Here is a 13,842-nt window from a genome sequence, read left to right on the forward strand (position 1 = left end):
TAGGTGATGACGCGGTAGCCGGCGTGGAGGAGGGCGGTGGTCTGCTTTTCCCAGGAGTGGCCGTCGAGGGGGAAGCCGTGGATGAGGACGACGGGTCGGCCGGTGCCGTGGTCCTCGTAGTACAGGTCGATGTCGGTGGTGTTCTCCCGGCCGACGGTGATGTAGGGCATGGTGGTGTCCTTTCGGGTGTGGGGGCGGTGCGAGGGTCTCGCACCGCCGGCAACGCACCCACCGTCCCCCGACAGCGGGCATGGCCGAATCTGTCTAACGACTTATCCCTTGGGCCCGGCCCGCATCGCGGCCCGCGTGGCAGGTAGGCATACATGGTCAGCCCCTCGCGGTGCTCCAGGTGTTTCCCGCCGACGAGGACGTACTCCGGTCCGTCGACGCGTCACCGGGGCCGCCGGTGGCGGGTCCGGCACGGTCCGGGAACCTCCGGGTGGTCAAATGACCGATGCCGCTTCCCGCTGCTCCTCGACAGTGTCCAGCAGTGCGAGTTTCTCCCTGGCCCGGGCCGCCAGCGGCAGTTCCGGATCGTCCAGGCTCCTGAGGGCGTCGGTCCAGGCCCGCCGGGCTCCCGCCACGTCCCGGGCGTCGAGCCGCACGTCGCCGAGTGCCATCAGCTCCTCCACCACGTTCCCCCGGTTGCCGGCCAGCCGCATCAGTTCGATGCCCCGTTCGTAGTACGAGGCCGACCGGGCGTAGTCGCGTCGCCGGCGGAACACCTGCCCGATGATCGTCAGGGTCAGTCCCTCCCCGTTGAGGTCACGCAAGTCGCGGAACATCACGACAGCGGTGCGCGCGAGCCGCAGGGCCCCCTCCGGATCACCGAGTTTCACACGCGTCATGGCGGTGTCCGAAAGGGTTGCGGCCCTGAGATGGCGTGGCTCGGGTCCGCACAGCAGATCCAAGGCCGCCTCCATATGACGCAGGGCCCGGACATGGTCCTCCTGGGAGCTGTACACGACGCCGATGTTCCCCAGGACGTGTGCCAAGTCGGTGGTGGAGTGCAGTTGTTCGAAGCGGTGACGCGCCCGTTCCAGGTGGCGCAGCGCACCGGGCAGGTCACCGAGGGAGTGCAGGGCGCCGGCCAGACCGTGGTGGGTCCGCGCCATGCCCTCCGCGTCCTCGGCCTTGCGGGCCGCTGCCAGGGCGGCCCGCATGGTGGCGGCCCAGTCGTGCCACCACCCCATGCGCTGCTGGCACATCTGCAAGGTCACGGCGAGTTCCCACGCCATCCGGCTGTCGCCGTGTGCGGCGGCGGCTTCCACCACCGAACGCAGTACCACCCGCTCCCGTGTGTACCAGGCTGTCGCCGTGGCGGTGTCCGCCAGCGGCTCCGGGGTCACGGACGGCAGGGGCGCCGCGGGGGCGGCCGGCTGAGGTCCGGGCCGCAGCAGGAGGTTCGCGGCGTGCGCGGTCTGGCGGTAGTGGTCGTACATGCGGGACCGGACGGCCGGACGGTCCCGCTCGTACTGGGCGGCCAGTTCGGCGGCGTACGCGAGGATCAGGTCGTGGGCCCGGTAACGGTTGCGTGCGCGCACGGTCAGCAGTCTGGCCCGTACGAGTTCGCCCATGGCCTGGACCGCTTCCTGCGGGCTGATGCCGGCCATGCTGGCGAGTGCGGCGGCGGTGACGTCGGGTCCGGGGTGCAGAGGGAGGAGCCGGAAGAGGTGTGCGGCCTGGGGGCCGAGTGTGCGGTAGGACCAGGAGAAGACGCCTCGTACGTCGTTGTCGAGGTTGTCGTCGCTGAAGCCGTCCAGGCTGTGGTCGGTGGTGGACAGTTCGAGGTCGATGTCGTGGAGGGTGCGCTCGGGGTATGCGGCGGCTCGGGCGGCGACGATGGCGACGGCGAGGGGGAGGCGGCCGCAGCGTTCGACGAGCGGGCGGATCTCGCGGGCGGTGGCGTCGGGGCGGCTGGTGCGGACGCGTTCGAGGAACGCGTTGGTCGCTTCGGCGGGGGAGGGAACGTCGAGGGTGAGCAGGTGTGCTCCGTGGGCGGCGGCCAGTGCGGTCAGGCGGCTGCGGCTGGTGACGATGACCATGCAGTTGCCGGTGCCGGGCAGCAGCGGTCTGATCTGGGCCAGGTCGCGTGCGTTGTCGAGGACGACGAGTACCCGGCGGTCGGCCAGGACGCTGCGGTAGAGCGCGGAGCGGGTGTCGGGCGAAGCGGGGATGCGCTGGGGGGCGACGCCCAGGGCGTCGAGGAAGCCCTGGAGGATGTCGGCGGGGTCGGCGGGTTTGCCGTCGGGGGCGAAGCCGCGCAGGTCGGCGTAGAGCTGTCCGTCGGGGAAGTCGGAGGCGACATGGTGGGCGAAGTGCACGGCCAGAGCGGTCTTGCCGATCCCGGGGATGCCGTCGACGGCCAGCACCCGCAACGCACCGCCACCCCGTGCGGCCAGGGCTCGGGCCTGCGCGAGCGCGTCCTCACGTCCCGTGAATCCGGGCAGGCCCGGAGGCAACTGGGCCGGCCGCGCCGTCCTCGGCGAGGGTGCGGGGGACGGCATGGAACCGGCCGGAACCGGTGGGCCGTAGGCGGCTCCTTTGTCCTCCTCCGCCTCCGCGGGCGCGCCGGCGTCGAAGCGGTGCCGCAGAATCCGCTCGTGGGCGGCCCGCAGCTCCGCGCCGGGGTCCACACTCAGCTCCTCCGCCAGCCGCAGCCGGATCTCCTCGTACATCGCAAGGGCCTCGGCCTGCTTGCCGTCCGAAGCGAGCGCGAGCAGCAGGCGCGCCAGCAGCGCCTCGTCCAGCGGATTGCGCTCCGCGGCCCGCCGCAACGGCAACAGCACCGCCTCGGCACGACGGCAGCGCAGTGCCGTGTCCGCTGCCTCGCACACCACCGACACGAATTCGTGCTCCAGCATGACGAAGGCGGGACGGGTGCTGCTGACCGGTTCGAGATCCGCCGCGCACCGCCCCTGCCACAGGTCCAGAGCGGTGGTGAACAGACCCACGGAGCCCGTCGGGTCGCCCGCCGCGTCCGCCTGCCGCGCCTGGTCGACCAGGGCCCGGAAGTTCAGCAGGTCGAGGCAGTCGGCATCGACGCGCAGCAGGTACCCGCCCGCCTGCCGGGCGAGCCACCGGCCGGGCGACCTGGCGGGCAGGTCCGGTTCCAGAAGCCGGCGCAGTGCTCCGACGTACCGGTGCACCGCGTTGGTCGCACTCGACGGCGGATCACCGTCCCACAGCAGGTCGATGAACTCGTGCATCGAGACGGGCCGCCCGGCACGCGCCAGGAGCACGGCGAGGATGAGGCGCTGCTGCTTCGGGCCGAGCAGCAGCTCGCCGCCGCCCCGCCAGACCCGCACCGGTCCCAGGACGCAGAACTGGATGGCGTGATCCCCTGACTCGCGCGACAACCCTGTCATCGTGCCTCTCTCCTTGCCGCCGATTCCGTTCTCCGGCCACCGCTTCCCGCACCGTTCAGTGGCGCCGGCCCGGTCGTGGTCGGCTCGTGTCTTCTGTGTGCTGCTCGTAGGCCGTTCGCCGAGACGTTGTGGGAAACGTCAGCGGGGCGGGCTGTGCGGTCGAGGGAGCGTGCCGAGCGTCGCGCTGGGCTCCACCGGCCGTCGGTGGCGGCCGGCGGCTCCGCCGGTTCCGGCTACGCCGACGGATGACAACCGAGGGGGCGCCGGTGCCCCCGTCCCCGTACGCGTACCGGCCGGCAAGGAGGGCCCGGGTTCTGACGACAGGCGCATAACCCCGGCCACGAGGGGATCTCCCGGCGGCCGGATTCGTGCGGGTGGGCTCGGCTGGACCGCTTGATCACGGCACTCCCCCCAAGCCCCGTCGATGAATGCTCGGTGTGCGGCGCACCATTTCAATATGGTCGGTCATTTTCATCTTGTCAAACCGGTCTCACCTGCCGCTTCCGGGTGAATCTCCTGAACCGGACAGACCGGTCGCCCCTCGTCCGCACGCCACGGCAGGCCGGTAGCCGGACTCGACCTCGCGCGATGTCCTGGCCGGGTCGGTGAGGAGACCGTGGGGTGCGCGGGGCGGTGGCGCGGGGGGTGAGGGCTGTGGGGTGGGCGGGGTGCGCGGGGTGCGCGACAAGGCCGCAACGCTGCCCGATCGGGCCGAGCGGTCCTCGGGATGCCGAGCGCCCGCACCAAGAGCGGCGAGACTGCGCACGCACCGGATCCGTGGGGGGTCCGTGCACGGCCCGACGGTGGCGTTGCCGCCGAGGCCGATCCGCCTCTCGAAGCGCCGACGGCGTCTCAAGGGGCGAGGGCCGCTGCCCAGGACGTCCAGCCGCCACGGCGGGGCAGCGGCCGGCAGGGGTGGCCGGGGCACCGGCTGCCCCTGCCGCTGGGGCAGGGGGACTGGGTGCCGCGGATGTCCTGCCCTCGCCCCGGCGTCGGTCGCCCGCGCGTTCACCGTGGACGTCGTGCACACGCGTTCCGGCCCGGCCGCGGCTCACCCTCAAGAACACGGCGGCAGCGTCCGGTCCCGCGACACCTGCCGGCGCCACCGCACGCCCGCGGCCATGCGGAGGCTCACCACGGCCGGACGGGTCGCGCTGTCCGCGACAGCCGGCGAGGCCCTGCGTCCGGGCCGTCCCGTGCCGCACGCGGAGGCCCTCAACAGCCGTTTCGTGCAACAGCCGTCCCGTGCGGACGGGCTTCCGACATCCGCACCGGGCCGGGACTCCACCCGTCCGCGAAGGGTGCTCGGCGCACCCGGTCACCCTGTCTGCTTAGCTGTCGGAATGAGCAACCCCGACCCAACTTCTCCTTCGGAACCCGCCGTTGATTCCGCTGAGCTGTTCCAGGACCCCTACGCCGTCTACGGCCGGCTGCGTGAGGAGGGACCGGTCCACCGGATCACCGGCACGGACGGCCTTCCCGCCTGGCTGGTCACACGCTACGACGACGTCCGCCGGGCGCTCGCCGATCCCCGGCTGTCCCTGGACAAGCGCAACGCGACGCCGGGTGGCTACCGGGGCATGGCCCTGCCGCCCGCGCTGGACGCCAACCTCCTGAACATGGACCCGCCGGATCACACACGTATCCGGCGCATGGTGACCAAGGTGTTCACTCCCCGGCACGTCGAAGGGCTCCGGGTGCCGATCCGGCGCGCCGCGGACCGGCTGCTCGACTCCCTGGCGGGACAGGACGAGGCCGATCTGATCCCGTCCTACGCCGCCCCGCTGCCGATCACCGTCATCTGCGACCTCCTCGGCGTGCCCCAGGCCCAGCGCCCCGACTTCCGTGCCTGGACCGACGCCCTGGTCGCACCCGACCCGACGCGGCCGGAACGGGCCAGGGAGGCCGTCGGCCGACTGCTGTCCTTCTTCACCCGGCTGATCGCCGACAAGCGGGCCCGTCCGGCCGACGACCTGCTGTCCGCCCTGATCGCCGTGCGCGACGAGGAGGACCGGCTCAGCGAGGACGAGCTGATGTCGCTGGCCTTCCTCATCCTCGTCGCGGGGTACGAGAACACGGTGCACCTGATCGGCAACGCGGTCGCGGCACTGCTCGCCCACCCGGACCAGTTGGCGGCGCTGCGGGCCGATGCCGGCCTGCTGGACCGGGCGGTTGAGGAACTGGCGCGCTACGACGGTCCGGTGCCCCTGGCGATCCGCCGCTTCCCCACCGAGGACATCGTCATCGGCGGGGCCACCGTTCCGGCCGGCGAGACGGTCCTGCTGTCGCTCGCCGCCGCGCACCGCGACCCGCGCCGCTTCACCGACCCCGGCCGGCTGGACCTCGGCCGTGACGCCACCGGCCACCTGGCACTGGGACACGGCATCCACTACTGCCTCGGCGCTCCGCTGGCCCGGATGGAGACGGGCATCGCGCTCACCGCGCTCTTCGACCGCTTCCCCGGCCTCTCCCTCGCCGTCCCCCCGCAGGACCTGCGCCGGCGCCCCTCCATGCGCTCGCGTGGCCTGATCGCGCTCCCGGTCCGCACGGCGGACCGACCGGGACGGACCGGCCGCGGCGCTTCGGTCGGATGACGGATGCCCGGGCGGCGGAAAGGAGGAAGGGTTGGCCGTATCGACGCGAACGTTGCTGAAGGGCGCGACATGTCACACCGGCAGAACGGCCACCGCTACTTCGTGGACCTCGGCATCCTCACCTTCGTGATGCAGTACGTCGCCGATGCGACGATGGCCCTCACCGTCGTCGACGGAGGGGGCGTTCTGCCCGACGGGCACACCGAGACCGTGACCACCACGGTGGCCGAGGTCCGTCCGCACGTCTACCTCACATCCTGGCAGGAGCGGCGCGGTACCAGGGTTCTCCACCTGGAGGACTTCGAACGCGGGCGGGTGCACTCACGCATCGAGCTGCCCGGCAGCCCACCGCTCGCCCGCCTCGGGACCCTCACGGAACTGCCCTGAACCGGCGGGGAGCGGCCGGCGACGGTGACGGGGAAGACCGCGACGGTAGGCTCGGCCCATGGCCGCACCCGACACCGACCCGCCCGCGCCGCCCCGCCGTACGCGCAACCCGGAACTGCACCGGCGGGCCATTCTGGAGGCCGCCTCACAGGCCTTCGCCGAGCGCGGCTACCACCGGGCCACCCTGCGGGACATCGCCCGGCGCGCCGGCGTCACCCACGGCTCGGTGCTGCGCCATTTCGGCAGCAAGGAGAGCCTGTTCCTCGCGGCTGTCCCGGGCACCCGGGACATCGACGCCCTGGCGGAGGACACCCGGGAGCCACTCGCGGCCCGCATCGCCCGTGGCTACGTGCATCGCATGGAGAGCGCCGACGGCAACGACACGTTCGTGGCGCTGCTGCGCAGCGCCGCCGACGACACCGGGAGCGCCGCCGCCCTGTACGTGGCCATGCAGGAACGCACCGACGAGGTGTACCGCCGGCTCCTGGACGAGCACGACCTGCGGCACCGGCTGCCGTTCGTCGCGGCCTTGCTGGTCGGTGTCACGTTCAGCCGGTACGTCGTACGCGCCGGAGCCCTGGCGGAGATGAGCGCGGAAGAACTGACCGCGGACCTCACCGCCTCCCTCGAAGCCCTGCTCCACGGGAACTCCGGCACCGGGGACGCGCCCGCCGGGCAGGGGGCCGGGGAAGGTGACGGCTGACGGAAGCATGGTGGCGGGCACGGACACGTGCGCCAGAGCCGCCCTGGACGTCACGGGGCCGAGGCGGCCCCGGCGTGCCAGACCCAGGTGACCCGTTCGTACAGCCGCTCGAAACCGGCGCGCAGCATGTTGTGCAGGGATGTGTTGTGGTCGCCGGGGCCCTCCGCGCCGGTCTCGGCGACGAGCCATCGGCAGCCCGCCTCCCGGGCGGCCCGTGCGCGGACGGTGAGCAGTGCGGACTGGGCGCCGCGACGGCGCCCTTCCGGCAGGGTCGCGGCGCCGAACATGTCGGCGCAGTCACCGTTCAGGAAGACGCTCGCGACCGCGATGATCCGCTCGTCCTCCCAGACGGCGTACTGCCGCCAGCCGGGCCTGCCGACGCACGACGCGGCCATGTCGATCAGGGCGGCCGGCTCGGTGAAACCGAAGGTGGTCATCATGACCGTGGCCCACTCGTGCGCCTGCTCGGGCTGGACCGGGCCGACACGCAGACCGGGTTCGAGCACCGCGACACCGTCGGCGGCGGCCAGCGCGCTCTCCGTGTCGCACCCCACCTTGACGAAACGATTCCCCTCGGTGAGGCCGAACCGTGCGGCGGTCGCGGCCCAGTCCCGCGGCAACAACGCGGGAGCGATCATCAACGAGCCCTGGGCGACCCCCTGTTCCCGGTAGAAGTCGCACACCTCCGCGACGGCGTCCGCCGTGACCGGCTGCTCCGCACCGAACCCGCCGGCCCGGTCGAAGAAGCGGCTGGGGTTCTCCCGGACCGCCACCGCGAGCACCGGGCCGAACCGCCGGGAGCCGATGCCCAGCGCGTCGCGCAGGGACGGCGGCGCGCCGGTCACGAAGTCCGCGTAGGCCTCGATCTCGGTCCGCTCGCCCAGGCCGGTCGGCAGGGTGGTCCTCATCGCTGGTTCTCCTTCTTCTGGTCGTGTACGAATCCCAGCAGGGCGGCGGACACGTCCGCCTCCTCGGCCTGCCCGAAGTGGCCGTTCTCCCGCGGCTCACACAGGCGGGTGTCCGGTATTCCGGTCCGGTTCACCGAGCAGCGGCCGGGCCGTCTCGACGGGCAGACGACGGGTCATCGCCGGCATCGGCGTGCATCCGGGGCCGGAGATCCCCGGCGACTCGCCGTTCCACCCGGGCGAACGCAGGACGCCGGAGCCGGAGCCGGAGTTCCTCACCGCGCACAGCAGCCGGCCGGCAAAGTTCACGGAGAGCGAGTTCACCCGCTACCTGTCGCTGCCCGGCCAGGCGATCGGCTGCAAGCCCGGCGAGCGGGCCTGGCTGCTGGGCCGGGAGAAGGCCCGCGAGCGCAACGGCGGCTCCTTCGAGCTCAGGGCCCGGCACATGGCGGCCCTGTCACAGGGCTCCCTGGGCCTGGACGACCTGGTGGACGAACTCGCACGGCTCTGATCACCGTACGCCGCCGGCCGGCTCTCCTGTCACGGCGAACGTCAGCGCACACGTCCCAGCAGGGCCGCGAGCGCCAACCGTGACTTCTGCTCCGTGCTCAGGGAGACCCGGCCGGCCAGCACGGCCGCGGGCTCCCTCTCGATGATGTCGAGCAGTCCCCGGTAGATGCCCGCCATCGCGCCGACGCACGCCCGGCTGCGACGGTCGAGCAGCGGCAGCAACCGGAAGCCCTCCTCGAACAGCGCACGCGCCCTGCCCGCCTCGAACCTGACGAGACCGTCGAACTCCGCGTCGGCGGGGACGGAGCCCGTCGTGAAATCGGCCTTGTCACAGGCGAAGTGTTCGACGTCCTCGGCGGGCAGGTAGCGTCTGCCCATGGCGGCGTCCTCGCGGACGTCCCGGAGAATGTTGGTGATCTGCAACGCCAGTCCCAGGGTGTCGGCGTACTCCCGTCCCCGGTCGGGGTCCGCGCAACCGAAGACCCCGAGAGACAGTCTCCCGATGGAGCCGGCAACACACCGGCAGTAGGAGAGGAGATCGGCGAAGCTCTTGTAATCCCTCTGCTCGACGTCCATCGTGACGCCGGCGATCAGTTCGTGGAACGCCTCCAAGGGGATCGGGAAGCGCCGGGCCGCGTCCGCGAGCGCCAGGCGGACCGGGTCATCCGCGTCCTCGGGACCGGCGTGCCCCGATATCAGCCCGTCCACCATCGAGCCGACGCGCCCGAGCAGTTCCGTCTTGCGCCGTGTCTCCAGGTCACCGTCGCCTATGTCGTCCACCCGGCGCGCCAACGCGTAGATCGCCGACATGGCACGCCGCTTGGGGCCCGGCAACAGCCGGAGACCGTAACTGAAGTTCTTCGCCTCGTCGCGCGTCACTTCCTCGCAATGCCGGTATGCCGCCCGCACATCGTCCGTCCGGGCACGGGAGTGGTCATGGAACACAGTCACACTGATCAACTCTTCCGCTCAAGGAGAGGCCCGAGCGCTCACCGCCGGAGCTGCCGGACGCGGTATGCCAGAGTAGGGCGATCGCCGAAGGCACCGGGCCGTGAGTGACCAGAGGTGAAGCAACTCCTCCCTTTCGGTCCGCCGTTGCGGGAGCGGTGGACCGGCCCGGCGCGGTACGAGGCACACTGGGTGTGCTACCCCGGACGGCAGGGCATGTGTCTGTGGCCGACCGCTCTGTTGCCCCGAGTACATGTGTGGCGGCCGTACGGCGCGCGCCGTGCCCCCCGAACTCGCGGACGCCGACGCCGGGTTGCCACCGGGCCGTTGAGCAGGAGGACATATGCCGAACATCGCGGAGAACCTGTCGACGACGGCGCGGCTCCACCCCGATCACCCCGCACTCCGGTTCGGCGACATCGTGATGACGTACGCGGAGCTGGACACCGCTGCCTCCCGGGTCGCGGGGACGCTCCGGGCGGAAGGGCTGGCGGACGGTGACCGGGTGTGCGTGATGCTGCCCAACGTCCCGGCGTTCGTGGCGCTCTACTACGGCATCCTGCGCGCCGGCGGAGTCGTCGTCCCGATGAACCCGCTGCTCAAGGAGCGCGAGATCCGGCACTGCCTGACCGACTCGGGTGCGGCCCGGCTGTTCGTGTACGAGGACGTCGCACAGGAGGCGGCGGCAGCGGCTGCCGAGACGGGTGTGCCGGTGACCGCGGTCGGCGCGGTGCCGACGCCGGCCGGCGAACAGTCACCGATCGCTACGCCGTCGCCCCGGGGCGACGGTGACCTCGCCGCGCTCCTGTACACCTCCGGGACGACCGGGACCCCGAAGGGCGCCGCGCTGACCCACGGCAACCTGGGCCGGAACGCCGAGATCCTGGCCGACCACGTCGTCCGGATCACCGACCAGGACGTCATGATGGCGTGCCTGCCGCTCTTCCACGCGTTCGGCCAGACCGGCAGCATGAACTCGGCGGTCCGCCGGGGCGCCTGCCTCGTGCTCGTACCCCGCTTCGACGCGGCCCGAGTCCTGTCCATGCTGGGCGAGTTCGGGGTGACCATCTTCGTCGCCGTGCCCACGATGTACAACGCGCTGCTGCACGAGCCCCCGGTCACCACCGGTCCCGAGGCGGGTGCCCTGAGGGTGTGTGTCTCGGGCGGAGCCCCCCTGCCGACCGAGGTGCTGTACGGATTCGAGAAGCGCTTCGGCTGCGCGGTGGGGGAGGGCTACGGTCTGTCGGAGACCTCACCGGTGGCCACCTTCAACCACCTCGACCGGCCGCGCAAGGCCGGCTCGATCGGCACCCCGATCCAAGGGGTCGAGGTACGTCTGGTGGACGAGGCCGGACACGACGTGCCGGCCGGCGAGGTCGGTGAGATCGCCATCCGGGGCCACAACGTCATGGCCGGGTACTGGAACCGGCCCGAGGACACGGCCGAGGCGATCCCGGACGGGTGGTTCCGCAGCGGCGACCTGGCCCGGCAGGACGACGACGGATACTTCTTCATCGTCGACCGGAAGAAGGACATGATCATCCGGGGTGGGTACAACGTCTACCCGCGGGAGGTGGAGGATGTGCTCTACCAACACCCGGACATCCTGGAGGCGGCCGTGGTCGGCGTCCCGCACGCGTCCCTCGGCGAGGAGGTCGCCGCGGCCGTCGTCCTCGTGCCGGACGCCCGGGTCACGGAGGAGGAACTGCGCTCCTTCGTGAAGGCGCGTGTCGCCCCCTACAAGTACCCCCGGGAGATATGGTTCCTCCCCTCCCTGCCGAAGGGATCCACCGGCAAGATCCTGAAGCGGGAGATCCAGCTCCCCCGATGACCCGTACGGCCCTCGCACCGGGGGCCGGGATGCCGTCGTCGAGGAGGGCCGGCCTCCTCGACGACGGCATCCCGGCCGGCACCGCCTACCGTCTGCCGCCCGCCGGACGGCCCGGCCTCACTTCAGGTGCCGGTCCAGGAACCGGCAGCTGTCCTCCAGTTCGAACCACGGGGTGCCGGTGTGCCCGCCCGGATTGGCGTGCAGCGTCTTCTCCTCGCTGCCGAAGGCGTCGAACAGGTCCAGGGCCCGTTGCCGGGGGTTCCCCTCGTCGTCCCATTGCAGCAGGAACAGCAGCGGGATGGTGACCTGCCGGGCCTCCTGGCGCTGGGCTCGGGGCACGTACCCCCCGGCGAAGAAGCCCGCGGCCGCGATGCGCGGCTCGGCCACCGCCAGCCGGATGCCGAGGGCGGCCCAGCCCCCGGAGTACCCGACCGGACCGCAGATCTCGGGCAGTTCGAGGAGGGCGTCCAGCGTGGTCCGCCATTCCGGGACCGCGTTCTCGACCAACGGGCCGACGAGGGACTCCAGGATCTCGTCGGCCGGCTCGCCGGCCCGCATCGCCCGCCGGAGGTCGGCACGGGCCTGCTCGGCGGCGGCGGAACGGGGACGGTCACCGCACCCGGCGGCGTCGATGGTGGCCACCGCGTAGCCGCGTGCCGCGGTGTACCGGGCCCGGGCCACGAGCCGGGGGTCCGCCTTGGGCAGGCCGTTGTTGTGGGCCATCAGGACCAGCGGGGCCGGTGCGGATCCGGGCGTCCACAGGGTGCCGGGGATCTCGCCGAGGATGAACGCGCGCTCTACGACGCCGTCGTCGAGGCGCTGTTCGGAAGTGAAGTGCACGGTCGTGCCTTTCGGGAGTGCGCGTGAAACGGCGCTCCCGGACGATCTACCGCCCGACCGTGACCCCGGAGGGGAGCACCCATGTCGATACGTTCACGGGTACCACCTCCTCGCTCTCTCGCACGGCCTCCGGAAGGCTAGCAACGCCCGCCGTGGCCCGCCAACGCGTTTTTCGCAGAGGCTCCGCATCAGCGAGGTCAACGGGTGTGCGCGTCGTCCGGACCCGGACTCAGGCTTCGTCGCGGTGAGTGAGGTGGCCGTCGGCGAGCCGCCAGTAGTGCTGGTGGGGAGTCAGTTGCCAGGTCTCGTCGGCGGCGATCGCCCGCGTGATCCATTCGTGGAGTTGCGGGAGCGCCTGCGCTCGGAGAACAGCGCGGGTGGCAGCACGTTCAGTGGCATCGACGGGGTGGACTTCCACGCGGAAACCGACCACGTCCGCGTGGATGCCGCGGCCGTAGTTGCGGGGGTTCGGAGCGATCCATGCTGCTCCCAGGACGATGGTCCCGCTGTCGTGTCCGGTGAGGAACCGCAGGTCCGTGACTCGGGCCATGTACGGGCCGAGACCCTCCTCGATGTCGGTGGTGGTCAGGGGCCAGGCACGGTGCCGGGGCAGCCTTCGATCGCGTGCGGACATGGCAAGCAGAATGGCAGAAGGTCACTGTGGGCCCTCACCGGGCCCGGGGAACTCACAGGATGCCGCACAGTAGGCGGCCTCAGCGCTCGGCTGTCCGGGCCGGAAGCCTCGGGTGCGGAGCGCCGCGGGCGGCCGGTCCGGCATCCGGGGACACGCCGGACCGGCCACTCCGCCCGCCGGTCCACGGCGGGCGCGCCCGGACCGGCCCCACGAGCGTGGCAGTTCCCGGAGCCGGCTCACAAGACCGACGCAGCCGACCTGCCCTCATGGCCGGTATCCGGTGACCTGTCAGGCAACGTCAGGCCGCCGGACCGGCCGGCGGCCTTCCAGTAGAGGAAGGAGCCGGTCCAGGCCGCGAGGAAGAGACCGCCGATCAGGTAGCCGACACCGTCGAGGTCAACGCCGGCCGGCCAGGGCACGGCCCGCTCCACCGCGGGCACTCTGCTGCGCAGCGACGTCATCAGGTTCACGGCTCCGACCAGCAGCGCCGCCGCGGCCGACAGGCCGGTGGTGGTGAGGTTGTAGTGGATGCGCCGCAGCGGATGGACGAAGGCCCATCGGTACGCGGCGGACATGAAGGCGCCGTCGAGGGTGTCGAAGTGGGTCATCTCGTGGTCCGACTGGACGACCGGCCCGGCCGGCAGCCCGCCGAGGTCGTGCGCGGGGCGCACGACCATGTCGCGTTTGGTGGCCACTGCTCTCCTTGGACGCTCGCACGCGAGGGGGCTCGGCGCGAGGCCCCGTTCACGTGTCCGTTACAAACACCTGGAGTGAGCCTGCGGCGGCGGCCGAATCGGGGCATCGGTCAAAACGACTGACGGGTTCGCGCCGCGTGGTCGCCGCTTCGGGCAGGCGTACGCGCGGGCACGGGAACGGCCCGGCACCGCGGGTGCGGTGCCGGGCCGTGGAGGCGGGGCGTCAGTGGCGGTCGGCGGTGGTGCGGCCGTAGCGCCGCTGGAAGCGTTCCACCCGGCCCGCGGTGTCCACGACGCGCGAGGTGCCGGTGTAGAACGGGTGGCTCGCCGACGAGATCTCGACGTCGACGACCGGGTAGGTGGTGCCGTCCTCCCACTCGACCGTGCGGTCGGTGGCGACGGTGGAGCGGGTGAGCAGCTGGAAGCC

Annotated in this window: 12 protein-coding genes and 2 pseudogenes; 5 read left to right on the plus strand and 9 right to left on the minus strand. The window is 72.0% G+C overall.

The window, feature by feature from the left end:
• Together AB0946_RS41435 and AB0946_RS41440 are read right to left on the minus strand one after the other, a co-directional pair.
• A pseudogene (locus tag AB0946_RS41435) lies at window positions 1–170 on the minus strand (alpha/beta hydrolase); the annotation flags it as partial.
• 273 nt (window positions 171–443) lie between these two features.
• A complete protein-coding gene (locus tag AB0946_RS41440) occupies window positions 444–3,368 on the minus strand; it encodes a BTAD domain-containing putative transcriptional regulator (RefSeq protein ID WP_366765923.1) in 2,925 nt (974 codons plus the stop codon).
• A gap of 1,343 nt (window positions 3,369–4,711) precedes the next feature.
• Here AB0946_RS41440 and AB0946_RS41445 point away from each other — a divergent pair.
• The 3 genes from AB0946_RS41445 to AB0946_RS41455 all read left to right on the plus strand — a co-directional run bounded on the left by AB0946_RS41445 (window position 4,712) and on the right by AB0946_RS41455 (window position 7,052).
• The gene (locus AB0946_RS41445; RefSeq protein WP_366765924.1) at window positions 4,712–5,962 is read left to right on the plus strand and encodes a cytochrome P450; all 1,251 of its coding nucleotides are present in this window, start codon (window positions 4,712–4,714) and stop codon (window positions 5,960–5,962) included.
• Between the two features lie 69 nt (window positions 5,963–6,031).
• Complete coding sequence (locus tag AB0946_RS41450; RefSeq protein WP_366765925.1) at window positions 6,032–6,349, plus strand: hypothetical protein; 318 nt, start codon at window positions 6,032–6,034, stop codon at window positions 6,347–6,349.
• Between the two features lie 58 nt (window positions 6,350–6,407).
• Window positions 6,408–7,052 (plus strand): TetR family transcriptional regulator, encoded by a 645-nt coding sequence (locus tag AB0946_RS41455; protein WP_366765927.1) that lies wholly within the window; start codon window positions 6,408–6,410, stop codon window positions 7,050–7,052.
• 50 nt (window positions 7,053–7,102) lie between these two features.
• On the opposite strand, the gene AB0946_RS41460 is transcribed toward AB0946_RS41455, so the two are convergent.
• Both AB0946_RS41460 and AB0946_RS41465 read right to left on the minus strand, forming a co-directional pair.
• Window positions 7,103–7,960, minus strand: a complete 858-nt coding sequence (locus AB0946_RS41460; RefSeq protein WP_366765928.1) for a GNAT family N-acetyltransferase — start codon at window positions 7,958–7,960, stop codon at window positions 7,103–7,105.
• Complete coding sequence (locus AB0946_RS41465; RefSeq protein ID WP_366765935.1) at window positions 7,957–8,094, minus strand: hypothetical protein; 138 nt, start codon at window positions 8,092–8,094, stop codon at window positions 7,957–7,959. The genes AB0946_RS41460 and AB0946_RS41465 overlap by 4 nt, the downstream gene beginning before the upstream one ends.
• A 35-nt stretch (window positions 8,095–8,129) precedes the next feature.
• Here AB0946_RS41465 and AB0946_RS41470 point away from each other — a divergent pair.
• Window positions 8,130–8,468: pseudogene (locus tag AB0946_RS41470) on the plus strand (DUF885 family protein); the annotation flags it as partial.
• Window positions 8,469–8,509: 41 nt separating this feature from the next.
• Here the strand turns inward: AB0946_RS41470 and AB0946_RS41475 are convergent.
• Window positions 8,510–9,418, minus strand: coding sequence for a squalene/phytoene synthase family protein (locus tag AB0946_RS41475; protein WP_366765929.1), 909 nt, complete (start codon window positions 9,416–9,418; stop codon window positions 8,510–8,512).
• A 340-nt stretch (window positions 9,419–9,758) separates the two neighbouring features.
• Between AB0946_RS41475 and AB0946_RS41480 the strand changes: the two genes are divergently transcribed.
• Complete coding sequence (locus tag AB0946_RS41480) at window positions 9,759–11,246, plus strand: long-chain fatty acid--CoA ligase (protein WP_366765930.1); 1,488 nt, start codon at window positions 9,759–9,761, stop codon at window positions 11,244–11,246.
• Window positions 11,247–11,363: 117 nt separating this feature from the next.
• Here the strand turns inward: AB0946_RS41480 and AB0946_RS41485 are convergent, their stop codons facing one another.
• The 4 genes from AB0946_RS41485 to AB0946_RS41500 form a co-directional block, all read right to left on the minus strand.
• The gene (locus AB0946_RS41485) at window positions 11,364–12,086 is read right to left on the minus strand and encodes an alpha/beta hydrolase (protein ID WP_366765931.1); all 723 of its coding nucleotides are present in this window, start codon (window positions 12,084–12,086) and stop codon (window positions 11,364–11,366) included.
• 229 nt (window positions 12,087–12,315) lie between these two features.
• Window positions 12,316–12,720 (minus strand): hypothetical protein, encoded by a 405-nt coding sequence (locus tag AB0946_RS41490; RefSeq protein ID WP_366765932.1) that lies wholly within the window; start codon window positions 12,718–12,720, stop codon window positions 12,316–12,318.
• A 236-nt stretch (window positions 12,721–12,956) separates the two neighbouring features.
• The gene (locus tag AB0946_RS41495; RefSeq protein WP_366765933.1) at window positions 12,957–13,415 is read right to left on the minus strand and encodes a hypothetical protein; all 459 of its coding nucleotides are present in this window, start codon (window positions 13,413–13,415) and stop codon (window positions 12,957–12,959) included.
• A gap of 223 nt (window positions 13,416–13,638) precedes the next feature.
• Window positions 13,639–13,842: type B 50S ribosomal protein L31 (locus AB0946_RS41500; protein ID WP_366765934.1), on the minus strand; the 204-nt coding region annotated here is incomplete at its 5' end.

Origin of the sequence: Streptomyces sp. NPDC046870, from assembly GCF_040704595.1 — a bacterium.
GTDB lineage: Bacteria > Actinomycetota > Actinomycetes > Streptomycetales > Streptomycetaceae > Streptomyces > Streptomyces argyrophylli.